The organism is Flagellimonas okinawensis (assembly GCF_029194005.1).
In the GTDB taxonomy this organism is placed as follows: Bacteria; Bacteroidota; Bacteroidia; order Flavobacteriales; family Flavobacteriaceae; genus Flagellimonas; species Flagellimonas okinawensis.
In genome coordinates this window covers 569873-582505 of sequence record NZ_JARFVA010000002.1, presented here as the reverse complement: position 1 = coordinate 582505, position 12633 = coordinate 569873, and the positions used below count along the sequence as shown (strand labels likewise).

At 40.1% G+C, this 12633-nt stretch carries 14 protein-coding genes; 8 read left to right on the top strand and 6 right to left on the bottom strand.

The features are described from left to right. The first annotated feature begins 69 nt into the window (after positions 1-69). A complete protein-coding gene (locus tag PY091_RS08460; protein ID WP_275649269.1) occupies positions 70-1074 on the top strand; it encodes an NAD-dependent epimerase/dehydratase family protein in 1005 nt (334 codons plus the stop codon). Here the strand turns inward: PY091_RS08460 and PY091_RS08455 are convergent. Genes PY091_RS08455 through PY091_RS08445 form a run of 3 tightly spaced genes read right to left on the bottom strand, consistent with a single transcriptional unit; the run spans position 1058 to position 3567 of the window. Next, positions 1058-1498 (bottom strand): DUF4296 domain-containing protein, encoded by a 441-nt coding sequence (locus PY091_RS08455; protein WP_275649268.1) that lies wholly within the window; start codon positions 1496-1498, stop codon positions 1058-1060. The two genes, PY091_RS08460 and PY091_RS08455, sit on opposite strands and share 17 nt — an antisense overlap. A 3-nt stretch (positions 1499-1501) precedes the next feature. Continuing rightward, on the bottom strand, positions 1502-2836 hold the full coding sequence (locus tag PY091_RS08450; protein WP_275649267.1) for a dihydroorotase: 1335 nt from the start codon (positions 2834-2836) through the stop codon (positions 1502-1504). Between the two features lie 2 nt (positions 2837-2838). Beyond that, positions 2839-3567: a polyprenol monophosphomannose synthase gene (locus tag PY091_RS08445; protein ID WP_275649266.1), complete on the bottom strand. Its 729-nt coding sequence runs from the start codon at positions 3565-3567 to the stop codon at positions 2839-2841. Positions 3568-3687: 120 nt separating this feature from the next. On the opposite strand from PY091_RS08445, the gene PY091_RS08440 reads away from it, so the two are divergent. Genes PY091_RS08440 through PY091_RS08430 form a run of 3 tightly spaced genes read left to right on the top strand, consistent with a single transcriptional unit; the run spans position 3688 to position 6749 of the window. Further along, positions 3688-5343 (top strand): glycosyltransferase family 39 protein, encoded by a 1656-nt coding sequence (locus tag PY091_RS08440; RefSeq protein WP_275649265.1) that lies wholly within the window; start codon positions 3688-3690, stop codon positions 5341-5343. Beyond that, positions 5343-5999 (top strand): DUF4271 domain-containing protein, encoded by a 657-nt coding sequence (locus PY091_RS08435; RefSeq protein ID WP_275649264.1) that lies wholly within the window; start codon positions 5343-5345, stop codon positions 5997-5999. Before PY091_RS08440 ends, PY091_RS08435 begins: the two co-directional genes overlap by 1 nt. A gap of 6 nt (positions 6000-6005) precedes the next feature. Further along, entirely contained in the window at positions 6006-6749 is a 744-nt protein-coding gene (locus PY091_RS08430; RefSeq protein ID WP_220113288.1) for a uroporphyrinogen-III synthase, read from the top strand. A gap of 54 nt (positions 6750-6803) precedes the next feature. On the opposite strand, the gene pckA is transcribed toward PY091_RS08430, so the two are convergent. Together pckA and PY091_RS08420 are read right to left on the bottom strand one after the other, a co-directional pair. Then, positions 6804-8420: a phosphoenolpyruvate carboxykinase (ATP) gene (gene pckA, locus PY091_RS08425; protein WP_275649263.1), complete on the bottom strand. Its 1617-nt coding sequence runs from the start codon at positions 8418-8420 to the stop codon at positions 6804-6806. 64 nt (positions 8421-8484) lie between these two features. Further along, positions 8485-8877, bottom strand: coding sequence for a DUF423 domain-containing protein (locus PY091_RS08420; RefSeq protein ID WP_275649262.1), 393 nt, complete (start codon positions 8875-8877; stop codon positions 8485-8487). A 79-nt stretch (positions 8878-8956) separates the two neighbouring features. On the opposite strand from PY091_RS08420, the gene PY091_RS08415 reads away from it, so the two are divergent. The 4 genes from PY091_RS08415 (at position 8957) to PY091_RS08400 (ending at position 11838) form a co-directional block, all read left to right on the top strand. Then, positions 8957-10330, top strand: a complete 1374-nt coding sequence (locus tag PY091_RS08415) for a saccharopine dehydrogenase family protein (protein WP_275649261.1) — start codon at positions 8957-8959, stop codon at positions 10328-10330. 48 nt (positions 10331-10378) lie between these two features. Further along, positions 10379-10849, top strand: a complete 471-nt coding sequence (locus tag PY091_RS08410) for an Lrp/AsnC ligand binding domain-containing protein (protein WP_275649260.1) — start codon at positions 10379-10381, stop codon at positions 10847-10849. A 39-nt stretch (positions 10850-10888) separates the two neighbouring features. Next, entirely contained in the window at positions 10889-11206 is a 318-nt protein-coding gene (locus tag PY091_RS08405; RefSeq protein ID WP_275649259.1) for a hypothetical protein, read from the top strand. Between the two features lie 113 nt (positions 11207-11319). Then, a complete protein-coding gene (locus PY091_RS08400) occupies positions 11320-11838 on the top strand; it encodes a ferritin (RefSeq protein WP_275649258.1) in 519 nt (172 codons plus the stop codon). Positions 11839-11907: 69 nt separating this feature from the next. Here PY091_RS08400 and PY091_RS08395 read toward each other — a convergent pair whose 3' ends face one another. Next, positions 11908-12609 (bottom strand): zinc metallopeptidase, encoded by a 702-nt coding sequence (locus PY091_RS08395; protein ID WP_275649257.1) that lies wholly within the window; start codon positions 12607-12609, stop codon positions 11908-11910. Positions 12610-12633 lie beyond the last annotated feature (24 nt).

Below are 12633 nucleotides of genomic sequence, written 5' to 3'. Positions count from 1 at the left end.
TAGCTGCAAATATAAAATGAAGTTGGCATTCCGCTCAATATTTCCAGCACAAATAGGTACTTTTACCATATGATTTTGGTTACAGGAGGAACTGGACTGATCGGCTCCCATTTACTTTTCCATTTGGTCAGCAACGGAAAAGCCGTCAGAAGCAACTATAGGACAAAAAAATCCATAGAAAAAGTCCACATGGTTTTTGAGTACTACACCGAAAGCCCCAACAAATTATTGGAGCAAATTGAATGGGTAAAGGCCGATTTAACCGAACCAGGGGTACTTGAATGCCTTTTTATCGGGGTTGAGCAAGTTTTCCATTGTGCCGCTCTGATTTCTTTTGACCCTAAAGATTTTAAATTATTGGAACTGACCAATGTCGAGGGCACCGCCAATGTTGTAAATCTTTGTTTAAAACACGGGATCAAAAAACTATGCTACGTAAGTTCTATCGCCGCCATTGGACCTAGCCTCGGCAAAAAGGAAGTTACCGAGGAAAACGAATGGAACGAATCCAAAGCTTCAGTATACGGAATTACTAAATACCAAGCGGAACTCGAAGTATGGAGGGGATCACAAGAAGGCCTTTCGATTGTAATAGTAAACCCTGGCGTAGTCATTGGACCTGGATTTTGGAAATCGGGCAGTGGGTCGTTCTTTACCTATGCCTCCAAAGGGAAAAAATATTTTATTCCGGGCGGAACCGGATTTGTGAGCATCGGTGATGTGATTGGTGCGATGACCCAATTAATGGAATCCAACATACAAACCGAACGCTTTATTTTGGTGAACGAAAACCTGACCTATGAGGAGTTGTTCAAAAAAATTGCCCCAAAATTAAATGTCGATCCCCCGAGCAACAAGGTTTCAAAGGTTATGATCGAATGTTTTTGGCGGTGGGATTGGGTAAGGAGCCATGTTTTTGGAAAGCGAAGAAAACTATCCAAAGTAATGGCCAAAAGTCTATTTAACCGGGAAATCTATATCAGCGATAAAATTAAATCAACCCTAGAATTTGATTTCGAGGACCTGGATAATGCAATAAGCTTTTGTTGCGAGAAGTTTACTGATCGGTCTTAGTACTGTCCAAAAGCTTTTGTTTAACGGCTTTTAAGGAATCACTTCGTTTTATGTTGGCGACCCTTACACTGTCATTTCTTCTTTTGGCACGTGTTTCCAAGGTATCCTGTTGCACTTTCAGCCTAGCTTGTACTTCACTATAAATGGCTTGGTATTCCAATGGAATGGAAGCATAATATAGATCACTTTCGGATAACTGTGCACTATCTATACCGTATTTGGTGTATAGAAAATCCATTACATCTATACCTGATTCCTTGAATTTGTTGGAAGCTCCCGATTTAGCAGCGTTCAAAATTGCCAAATCGTGAAGAATTTCGGCCATTTGTTCCTTTGGAATTAGATTTTCCGGCTCTTCCACCACCTTTTCGGCACAAGAAACCAAAAGTATAAACCCTAGAAAAAACAATACCGGATATTTCATTTCTTATCTATTGAAAGTAAGTCTCTTCGCATTTTTCTCTTCACTGAAAGAACCGTTTTCAAAAGCCATTAGGCCATTCACAAAAGTTCTTTTTACCTGAGAATCAAAAGTAACACCTTCAAAGGGAGACCATCCACATTTATAGAAAATATTATCCTTTTTAACCTCGTTTTGTGAGTTTCGGCCCACTTGGACCAAATCGGCGTAGTATCCCTCCCTAACATAACCTCTGCGTTCAATATCGAATAACTTAGCTGGATTGTGGCACATTTTTTCCACGATTTTCTCCAAGCTGATCATTCCGTCTTTCTCTTTCTGCAACATGGCCAACAAAGCGTGTTGTACCAGTGGTCCTCCCGATGGGGCCTTAGTGTACGGGTTGTCCTTTTCTTCTATTGTATGGGGTGCATGATCGGTTGCCACAACATCTATTCGGTCGTCCAACAGGGCCTCCCATAATTTTGCCCTGTCATTTTTGGTCTTTACTGCCGGATTCCATTTTATGAAAGTACCCTTGTTGGCATAGTCCTCATCGGAGAACCACAGATGGTGGATACACACCTCAGCAGTAATCTTTTTTTCTTCCAACGGAATCTTGTTGGTGAACAAATCCGTCTCTATTCCAGTTGACACGTGGAACACATGCAACCTAGCGCCTGTTTTCTTTGCCAATGCTATCGCTTTGGAAGAGGATAGGTAACATGCCTCGGCGCTTCTTATGATCGGATGCATTTCTATCGGAATATCCTCCCCGTACTCTTCTTGGTACTTGGCCATATTTGCCCTAATGGTTCCTTCATCCTCGCAGTGTGCGGAAATCACCATCTCTGTATTGCTGAATATTTTTTCCAGCACCTCTTCGTCATCCACCAACATATTTCCAGTGGATGAGCCCAAGAACAGTTTTACTCCCGAGCAGGCATTTTTGTCCAATCGTTTTAACTCTTCCAGATTATCATTGGTACCGCCGAACAAAAAAGAATAGTTTGCAAAAGAATCCTTGGCAGCTATGGCAAATTTCTCCTCCAACTTTTCAATGGTAGTGGTCTGTGGTATAGTGTTGGGCTGCTCCATAAAAGTAGTGATCCCACCAGCGACCGCAGCTCTACTTTCTGTTGCAATGGTCCCTTTATGGGTGAGTCCCGGCTCCCTGAAATGAACTTGATCGTCGATGATTCCCGGCAACAACAAGTCTCCTTCCAAATCAATGACCTTGGCATTTGCATCGGAGATATTCTTATCTATTTTGGCGATAAAATCACCCTCCAACAACACATCTGATTCAAAAATGCTGTTCTCATTTACGATTCTGGCATTCTTCAACAGTATTTTTGACATAGTTAAAAGCTTTTTTTGAAAAATACACTCCTAAATTTCATGGCAATGACCCCAAATATGGCCTCCCTGATTATTGCGGAGTTCATTTTAGATTTTCCGTTTATCCTGTCGGTAAAAATTATTGATACCTCTTCTATCTTGAACTTTTTCAGATAGGCCCGGTATTTCATCTCAATCTGAAATGCATAACCAATGAAACGCACATTGTCCAAATTGATGGTCTCCAACACTTCTCGCTTATAGCAAACAAATCCAGCAGTGGGATCATGAACCTTCATTCCGGTAATGAACTTTACATAAAACGAAGCCCCATAGGACAGTAAAATTCGGGCCAAAGGCCAATTGACCACATTTACCCCTTTTTTATAGCGGGATCCAACGGCCACATCGGCACCATTTAAACATGCACGGTGCAAGCGTGATAAGTCGGCTGGACGGTGTGAAAAATCCGCGTCCATCTCAAAAATATAATCATAACCGTTCTTCAATGCCCACTTGAAACCATGGATGTATGCTGTGCCCAAACCAGATTTCTCCTTACGGACCTCCAAAAAAAGTCGTTCTGGAAATTCCTTCTGCAAGTTTCGCACACAATCCGCGGTACCATCGGGGGAATTGTCGTCCACCACAAGGACATGAAAATCCTTTTTAAGGTCGAAGACCGCTTTTACAATGGCCTCGATGTTCTCGATTTCATTGAATGTGGGTATAATGACCAAGCCGTCTGCCATTCGCACTAGATTAGAAATTCAAAAATACGGTTTTCTATCTTGCCAATGCAAGTATGTCCAGCGAAGTCAAATTGCACTTGTCCAATATTTGTAACTTTGCCCTTTAAAAATTCCATTTTAATGGCTCAAAAGTTACCTAGACTTTTTCTTGTCCTACTGGCTGTCCTTTTTGTACTCAACCTTGTTCAAGCTTCGTTCACTGAGCTCATTTATGATGAGGCGTATTACTGGTATTATGCCCAGAATTTAGCTTGGGGCTATTTTGATCATCCACCAATGGTCGCATTTTTAATCAAGATCAGCAGTTTTAGTTTTGATGGAGAGCTTGGTGTCAGGTTTATGAGTACCGTACTATCAGCAGCCACATATATTTTGCTTTGGGCCATGATCGATAATCCAAAGAAGAAAGATTATGTAATCCATTTCTTTGTGGTAGTGTTCTCTTTCACCCTGATGAACGCTTATGGGTTTTTGACCCTTCCAGATACTGCGCTATTATTTTTTACCGCCCTATTTTTGTGGCTGTACAAAAGCTTTTTAAAGGAGGAAAGCATTGTGACCACTATTGGCCTAGGATTGGTTATGGCGGCCCTTATGTACAGTAAATACCATGCCGTCCTGGTTATCTTCTTTGTATTTCTGTCCAATTACAAGCTTATTTTCAATAAGAAGGCATGGATTGCCGTAATTCTGGCCCTGATATGCTATGCGCCACATTTTGTTTGGCTATATCAAAATGATTTTATTTCCATCACATTCCATCTGTACGAACGGCCCAATCAAGCCTACAAGTTTGATGAGTTTACCTTGGGCTTCTTTTTAAACATTGTAGTAATCATCGGCCTTCTTTTTTATTGGATCTATGGCGCCTTTTTTAAATATAAAGGAACCGATAAGTTTTCCAAGGCGCTGATTTATTTGGTTTACGGGGTTTTGATTTTCTTTTTTATTTCCAGCTTTAATCGAAGGGTACAGGCACAATGGACCATTGCCATCTCCATTCCTTTAGCCGTGATTGCCTTTGAGCACCTGTTACAAAATGCCAAAAGCAGAAAATGGATGTACCGAATAGGATTAATAAGTGCTGTTCTTTTAATGTACGCCCGTGCTTGGATGATCTACTATCCGCTGTTTCCCATGCATTTTGAGACCCATGGGAACAAGAAATGGACAGAAGAACTCAAAACAAAGTCGAACGGTGTACCTGTTGTTTTCGAAAATTCCTATAGGCGTTCATCGATGTATGCATTTTACACGGGTGTACCTGCAATCTCACTTAATAACTTCATGTACCGTAAAAACCAATACTCTATTGATGGTTCTGAAGAACAGGTCCGTGGGAAAAAAGTTCTGTACGTTACACAGTATAGAAAAAGTGGTGATTTATCCTATATGCATTTGGACAGTACTGTTTTCCACGGAGTTTACATTAATAATTTTCAATCGTACAGAAGATTGGAATGTATCGTGGAAAAGCCCGAAGCAGGTATAGTGTACTCCCTAAAAGTATATAATCCCTACCCCTTTGAAATACCCTTGGAGCAGCTCAAATACACTATCTCATACTCCAATGAACATAAGCAAGTACAACAAATGAGACCCTTAAAAGTACATAGCTTATCTCCAAAAAAATCCATTTTACAACCAAAGGATACCATCAGCTACACATTTGAGCTACCTTTGTCCAAAATGGAAAATCCCGCATATTTTAGGATTGGTATCGCGGAAAACGATCTTCCACCAGGACTTAACGGCCAACCAATTAAAATAGACTAATGGAGCCTATAGAAAAAACAATCAATTCTTTGGATTGGATGACACTTGCCCTGTTCACGAGCTTGGTTGTTTTGGCCATTGGCAAATATTTATACCATAAGAAATTTTTAAATTTCATTATTCTTCCTTTCAACGATAAGTATATTTTGCTGCACAATAAGAAAGGCCAGTTTTCCCATTGGTTCCATTTACTTTTGACCTTATTTCAGCTCATCAACTTTGCATTGTTCATTTACCTTACCCTTCTGACTTTTGATGTTATTCCCGACCAAAAACCAGTCACCACTTATTTTGTGACTTTAGGGGTTTTGGGCCTTTTTGAGCTATTGAAATTCATATTGCAGATGTTCACCGGCTTTGTTTTTAACAACTTAAACCTAATAGGGGGGCTTATTTTCAGTAAGGTATCCTATCTTAATTACAGCAGCATATTTATTGCGTTGGCCAACATATTATTGATATATATCGCAACCAACTCAAAAACAATAATATATGCATCATTTGCAGTCATTCTCCTAATAAATGGCATTGGTGCTGCCAAGCTGGTGAAGAACCATCAAAAAGCACTATTCCCGTATTTTATGTATTTTATTTTGTACCTTTGCACACTCGAAATTGCGCCCTTGGTGTTAATTGGAAGCTATCTAAAAGGTTGAAAACTTATGAAAGTAAAAACAATTTTGGTTTCCCAACCAGAACCCAAAGTCGAAAACTCCCCCTATTCGCGATTAATCGAAAAAGAAAAAGTTAAAGTAGATTTTAGGCCTTTTATCCACGTAGAGGGCGTGGAAGCAAAAAACGTAAGGCAACAAAAAATCGACTTGAACAACTTTACGGCAATCATCCTGACCAGTAGAAACTCAGTTGACCACTTTTTTAGGATTGCCGATGAAATGCGCTTTAAAGTTCCAGATTCCATGAAATATTTTTGCCAGTCTGAGGCAGTTGCCTACTACTTGCAAAAATATGTTGTGTACAGGAAAAGAAAGATTTACGTAGGGAAAAGAACTTTCAATGAGTTGATCCCTCTGATTAAAAAGTACAAGGACGAAAAGTTCCTTTTACCATCATCGGATTCCTTGAAGCCTATTGTTCCCGAATTATTGGATGAATTGGGTGTAAACTGGACAAGAGGAATTTTTTATAAAACCGTGATCAGCGATCTTTCCGACCTTAGAAATGTGTATTATGACATTTTGGTGTTCTTTAGCCCTTCGGGCATAGAATCCTTGATGAAAAACTTTCCGGATTTTGAACAGAACGATACAAGGATCGCCGTTTTTGGCAACAGCACCGTTAAAGCTGCAACAAGTGCGGGACTAAGGATAGATATTCAGGCTCCAACGCCAGAAACACCATCCATGACCATGGCATTACAAAAGTATATTACCAGTGTAAACAAATAGAAAACATCTGGAATCAAGAAATAAAAAAGCCCCGTTGAACGGGGCTTTTATTTTTTAGAACGCATACCGTTGTGGGCCTCCCCTTCGGATTTCCTCACTGGCGTACGATTCAAATTTTTTGAAATTCTCCCTAAAAGCATTGGTAAGCTTAAAGGCCGTTTTGTAATAAGCCTCATCATTGTTCCAAGTTGCCCTTGGGCTGAGTACTTTGGTCGGTACTCCAGGACACTCTCTCGGTTGTGCCACTCCAAAAACAGAATGGATATGGTACTTTTCATAATTGTATAATCCGAGTTCACCATTTAGGGCTGCACTGATCATGGCACGGGTGTACTCCAATTTCATACGGGTACCAACCCCATAAGGTCCTCCGGTCCATCCGGTATTCACCAACCAAACATCCACACCGGACTCTTTCATCTTTCTACTGAGCATTTCCGCATACTTTGTAGGGTGCAATGGCATAAAAGGAGCACCAAAACACGCAGAGAAGGAAGGTTGTGGCTCTACCACCCCTGCTTCTGTTCCCGCAACTTTGGCCGTATAACCCGAAATAAAATGATAGGCCGCTTGGGCGGGTGTCAATTTAGATATAGGGGGCAAAACACCAAAGGCGTCCGCCGTTAGAAAAAAGATGTTCTTTACGTTTTCACCGATAGATGGTTGCTGAATATTGTCTATATGATAAATGGGATAGCTCACCCTTGTATTCTGAGTAATGGAGGTGTCCGAAAAATCCACTACACCTTTATTATCCATTACCACGTTTTCTAGAATAGCTCCCTTTTTGATGGCTCCATATATCTCAGGTTCCTTTTCTTGTGACAGATCTATAACCTTGGCATAACACCCACCTTCAAAATTAAAGACGGTGTTCTTTGATGTCCAACCATGCTCATCGTCTCCGATCAACTTTCTATTGGGGTCTGTGGACAATGTAGTTTTTCCTGTACCTGAAAGCCCGAAGAAGATAGCAGTATCGCCAGCTTCACCAACATTGGCGGAACAGTGCATAGGAAGGGTATTTTTATAAACGGGCAAAATAAAGTTAAGTGCGGAGAAAATGCCTTTTTTGATTTCTCCTGTGTAACCGGTCCCACCAATAAGGGCTATTTTTCTGCTAAAGTTGAGAATGGCAAAGTTGTGCTGTCTTGTTCCGTCAACTTTTGGGTCCGCCATAAAGCCTGGTGCATTTACCACCGTCCATTCTGGATCAAAACCTTCCAGTTCATCCTCAGTTGGACGTAGAAACATATTGTAAGCGAACATGTTTGACCATGGATACTCATTGATTACCCGGATGTTCAGTTTATATTCAGGTTCGGCACATGCATATGCATCCCGTACGTAGAGTTCCTTTTGGTTCAGGTATCCAATTACCTTTTTGTAGAGCTCATCGAACTTGTCACTGTCAAAAGGAATATTGATATCGCCCCACCAGACCTTTTCGGAAGTGATCTCATCCTTCACAATAAAACGGTCCATCGGTGACCTCCCTGTAAATTCGCCTGTGTTTACAGCAAGTGCTCCCGAAGAAGCCTCTTTCCCCATTCCTTTTTCTATCGTGATCTCGTGAAGTTCATCTGGTGAAAGTTGATAGTTCACATTATCATGGTCAATCCCATAAGACTTTAACGAAATCGATTTCGTAACTGAAGCAGAATCCCTCATAGTTTTGTTTTAAAAGTTGGTACAAAGCTAGAAAATATTCACTTTTTGTCCTTTTAAAACTAGCTTAATTGGGCTCTTTTTGGGTTAAAATGTGATATCCCAAAAATATCCACCCCAAGATCATGAATACCCCTCCTATAGGTGTTAAAAATCCAATAATCTTAAAATCGAAAGAAGTTAAACTGTTCAATGCCAGCAAATAAATAGAAAACGAAAACAGAACTACACCTGTAAGTACAAGAATAAATACAGTTCTTTTTGTCTTTGCTTCCATTCCTCCCCACATTCCTAAAAATAAAAGAAAAAAGGCATGATACATTTGATATCTGACTCCAGTTTCAAAAGTATCCACTGCCTCCATATCAACTAATTTTTCCAAACCATGTGCCCCGAATGCCCCTAAAACAATCGCCAACATTCCTATTACGGTTCCAATCAATAAAATTGTTCTGTTCATAACTTTAACACGCTATTTTTTTATAGATATAACATTTTAATACCTTAGTGTCCGATTGTATCAAAATTAAACAAAACACATGGTCCGCACTATTTTAGTTATTGGAGCAGGTAAATCCACCTCATATCTTCTAGACTATTTCTTAAAAAAATCCGATGAGGAGAAAATTCATCTAAAGATTGGAGATCTACATCCAGAAAACATTCCCGATAAATTTTCCAATCACAAAAATTGTAAAGTTTTCCCTTTGGATATTTTTAATGAAACTGATAGAAAAAAAGCTATCTCCGAAGCTTCCATCGTTGTATCCATGCTCCCAGCACGTTTGCACATTAATGTGGCCAGGGATTGTATTGCGTTCGATAAGCATTTTATCACCGCCTCTTACATAAGCGATGAGCTGAAAGAACTGGATCCACAGGTAAAGAAAAAGGGGCTGGTTTTTATGAACGAAATAGGCTTGGACCCGGGAATCGATCATATGAGCGCCATGGAAGTGATCGATCGGATAAGAGATGCCGGCGGTAAAATGTTGCTCTTTGAATCCTTTACCGGTGGATTGGTAGCACCTGAGAGCGATACCAACCTGTGGAACTACAAATTTACGTGGAACCCAAGAAATGTGGTATTGGCAGGTCAAGGGGGCACTGCAAAGTTTATCCAAGAAGGAACATACAAGTATATTCCATATCAAAAACTTTTTAGGAGAACGGAATTTGTCGAAGTTGAAAACTATGGCACTTTTGAAGTATATGCCAACAGGGATTCTTTAAAATACAGGCAAGCTTACGGCTTGGAAAATGCCCTGACCCTGTATAGAGGAACTATGAGAAGAGTTGGCTTTTCCAAAGCATGGCAAATGTTCGTTATCCTTGGAATGACGGACGACAGTTATACCATCGAAAACTCCGAAGGCATGTCCTATCGGGAGTTCGTGAATCTATTTCTGCCCTATTCACCCACGGATTCAGTGGAACTGAAACTGAGGCACTATCTTAAAATTGATCAAGATGATATTCGTTGGGGCAAACTTTTGGAGCTTAATCTCTTTGATGCCACCAAAAAGATCCCTCTAAAAAATGCAACTCCCGCACAAATACTTCAATATATTCTGGAAGATAGCTGGACATTGGAAGAGGATGAAAAGGACATGATCGTGATGTACCATAAATTTGGCTACGAACTAAATGGTGAAAAGAAGCAAATTGATGCCAATATGGTGGTTATTGGAGAAAATAGAATCCACACTGCAATGTCCAAAACGGTAGGATTGCCGGTCGCCATGGCTACCCTGCAAATTCTAAACGGCAAGATTTCCACGCCAGGTGTTCAAATCCCCATAAATAAAGAGGTTTATAAACCCATTTTGGAAGAATTAAAAAACTACGGTATTCAATTTAAGGAGTATGAAGTTCCTTATTTGGGGTACAATCCGGATTCGGTTGCCAGTTAACCTATCTCATATTTTCAATATCTTTAGCTTCAAATCAAAATCGAAGTTGTGAAAAACAATAACAATTCTGTTAAGATTGATGGTATCGACAAAAAAATTCTAAGGTACCTGATGGAAGATGCCAGAAAGCCCATTCTAGAAATCGCAAGGAATATTGGTATTTCTGGAGCGGCAATTCACCAAAGGCTCCGGAAACTGGAAAGTTCCGGGTTGATTTCCGGTTCCAAATTTGTGATCAATCCAAAAGTCTTAGGCTATTCCACTATGGCCTATATTGGAATTTATCTGGATAAGGCAATGGCCAACCCAAGAGCTGTAAAACAATTGGAGCGAATCCCCGAAGTTTTGGAATGCCACTACACCACAGGAAATTGGTCCATACTTATTAAAGTTTTATGCAGGGACAACGAACATTTAATGCAAGTGCTCAATAAAAAAATACAACAAATCGAAGGAGTTTCCCGTACCGAAACATTTATCTCATTGAACCAACAAATTGATCGCCAAATACAAATTTGATATTTGTATTGAATCTAAATAAATATTACATTTGACCCCATGAATGTAGTATTTCAATCCACATATTACACCCTTTACCAAGCTAACAACGAGCGTTGTTTCTATATCGATTTTGGACAGAAAACCGTTCGTATGTCTTTATGCCAGCTATTGTCCCTTCGCCATAAATTGATGAGCATAGCAATAGAGAATCATTTTGACAGTGATTTGAACTCACATGGATTTGAAGTACTCATGCTCTGCAACAAAGAACACTTGTTCGTTCTGAATACCCTAGAAATTCTAGACCTTAAAAAATTGGTGGACCACGGCTTTATGGAAATAGGAATTTCAGCCAAAACAGTTGCTATCGTATAACCTTTACAGTTAGTTCAAACAACCCTCGAGCACCTTTTTAATACTGTATAAACCTTTAAGGAGACAAGAAAATTCAGTAACTTTATGGTACAATCACACTAGAGATTTATACCATGAAAGATATTGCAAGACAAAGTATGAGCATTAAAGTGGAATCCATGGACCTGCTCAACGGACAAATAAAAATGGAAGCCCATGCCTCTGCCACCTATTTAGCCATGGCATCTTGGTGCGAGCAAAACGGCTTTTTTACCAGTGCTAAGTTTTTCTTTAAACAGGCCGAGGAAGAACGTGAGCACATGATGAAAATTTTTAATTTCTTGGTAGATACGGGAGGTAATCCGATCTCACCTGAAGTTACCGATATCAATCACGACTATTCTTCTATTGTGGATGTGTTCGAATCTACTTTGGAACACGAAGTCAAAGTGACACAATCTATTCACAATATTGTAAAGAAAGCTCGTGAAATGGGTGATATCGCCACAGAAAGATTCCTTGACTGGTTTGTAATGGAACAAGTTGAAGAAGAAAATACAATCAGGGACATTCTGGATATGATCGAAGTTACCGGCACAGAAGGCGTTGGTCTACAAATGATCGACAACCAAGTTGCCAATTGGATTGATTAAATAATCAAGCTTATATATATAAAAAGGGCCTTTTCGGGCCCTTTTTTATTGTAGTACTTTATGTTATTTTTAATCTCTGCCACCAAATACTTGGAGTGCCCAATACAGCAGTGATGCCAGTGCACCCAAAGCTGCCACCAAATAGGTCCTTGCGGCCCATTTCAGTGCATCTTCTGCACCGGAATATTCTTCTTGGGTCACCATGTTCTTTTGTTTTAGCCATACCAATGCTCTTTTACTTGCATCATATTCCACAGGTAGGGTAATAAAACTGAACAAGGTCGCAAAGCCCATCATAATCAATCCAGCAACAGCGATATAGAACCCAATGCCTCCGGCTACTCCAGTAGCGGCCATTAACATAATACCTCCAAATACTACCCAGGTAGACATTCCAGAAGTAACACTTACTATCGGAACCAATTGGGAGCGCATGGTCAACCATTCATAGGCCTGTGCATGCTGTACCGCGTGTCCGCATTCGTGCGCAGCTACCGCTGCCGCAGATGCATTACGTTGGTTATACACCCCTTCACTTAGGTTCACCGTTTTGTTTTTGGGGTTATAGTGGTCTGTTAGCATTCCAGGAGTGGAAATTACCTTTACATCCCTGATCCCATGGTCATCCAACATTTTCTGTGCTATCTCTGCACCGCTCATTCCATTTCTTAGATGGACCTTGGAATATTTTTTGAATTTGCTTTTTAATTGATTGCTCACCAACCAGCTGACCAGGGCAATTCCCCCGATCAATATATAATATGTCATCATAGTTGTTCCTCTTTTATATGAATA

What these genes read in the sequence shown, in the direction of transcription:
- PY091_RS08395 (WP_275649257.1), bottom strand. Translation starts at nt 12,609, where the DNA reads ATGATGACATATTATATATTGATCGGGGGAATTGCCCTGGTCAGCTGG.
- pckA (WP_275649263.1), bottom strand. Translation starts at nt 8,420, where the DNA reads ATGAGGGATTCTGCTTCAGTTACGAAATCGATTTCGTTAAAGTCTTAT.
- PY091_RS08430 (WP_220113288.1), top strand. Translation starts at nt 6,006, where the DNA reads ATGAAAGTAAAAACAATTTTGGTTTCCCAACCAGAACCCAAAGTCGAA.
- PY091_RS08450 (WP_275649267.1), bottom strand. Translation starts at nt 2,836, where the DNA reads ATGTCAAAAATACTGTTGAAGAATGCCAGAATCGTAAATGAGAACAGC.
- PY091_RS08420 (WP_275649262.1), bottom strand. Translation starts at nt 8,877, where the DNA reads ATGAACAGAACAATTTTATTGATTGGAACCGTAATAGGAATGTTGGCG.
- PY091_RS08405 (WP_275649259.1), top strand. Translation starts at nt 10,889, where the DNA reads ATGAATGTAGTATTTCAATCCACATATTACACCCTTTACCAAGCTAAC.
- PY091_RS08435 (WP_275649264.1), top strand. Translation starts at nt 5,343, where the DNA reads ATGGAGCCTATAGAAAAAACAATCAATTCTTTGGATTGGATGACACTT.
- PY091_RS08440 (WP_275649265.1), top strand. Translation starts at nt 3,688, where the DNA reads ATGGCTCAAAAGTTACCTAGACTTTTTCTTGTCCTACTGGCTGTCCTT.
- PY091_RS08455 (WP_275649268.1), bottom strand. Translation starts at nt 1,498, where the DNA reads ATGAAATATCCGGTATTGTTTTTTCTAGGGTTTATACTTTTGGTTTCT.
- PY091_RS08460 (WP_275649269.1), top strand. Translation starts at nt 70, where the DNA reads ATGATTTTGGTTACAGGAGGAACTGGACTGATCGGCTCCCATTTACTT.
- PY091_RS08445 (WP_275649266.1), bottom strand. Translation starts at nt 3,567, where the DNA reads ATGGCAGACGGCTTGGTCATTATACCCACATTCAATGAAATCGAGAAC.
- PY091_RS08400 (WP_275649258.1), top strand. Translation starts at nt 11,320, where the DNA reads ATGAAAGATATTGCAAGACAAAGTATGAGCATTAAAGTGGAATCCATG.
- PY091_RS08415 (WP_275649261.1), top strand. Translation starts at nt 8,957, where the DNA reads ATGGTCCGCACTATTTTAGTTATTGGAGCAGGTAAATCCACCTCATAT.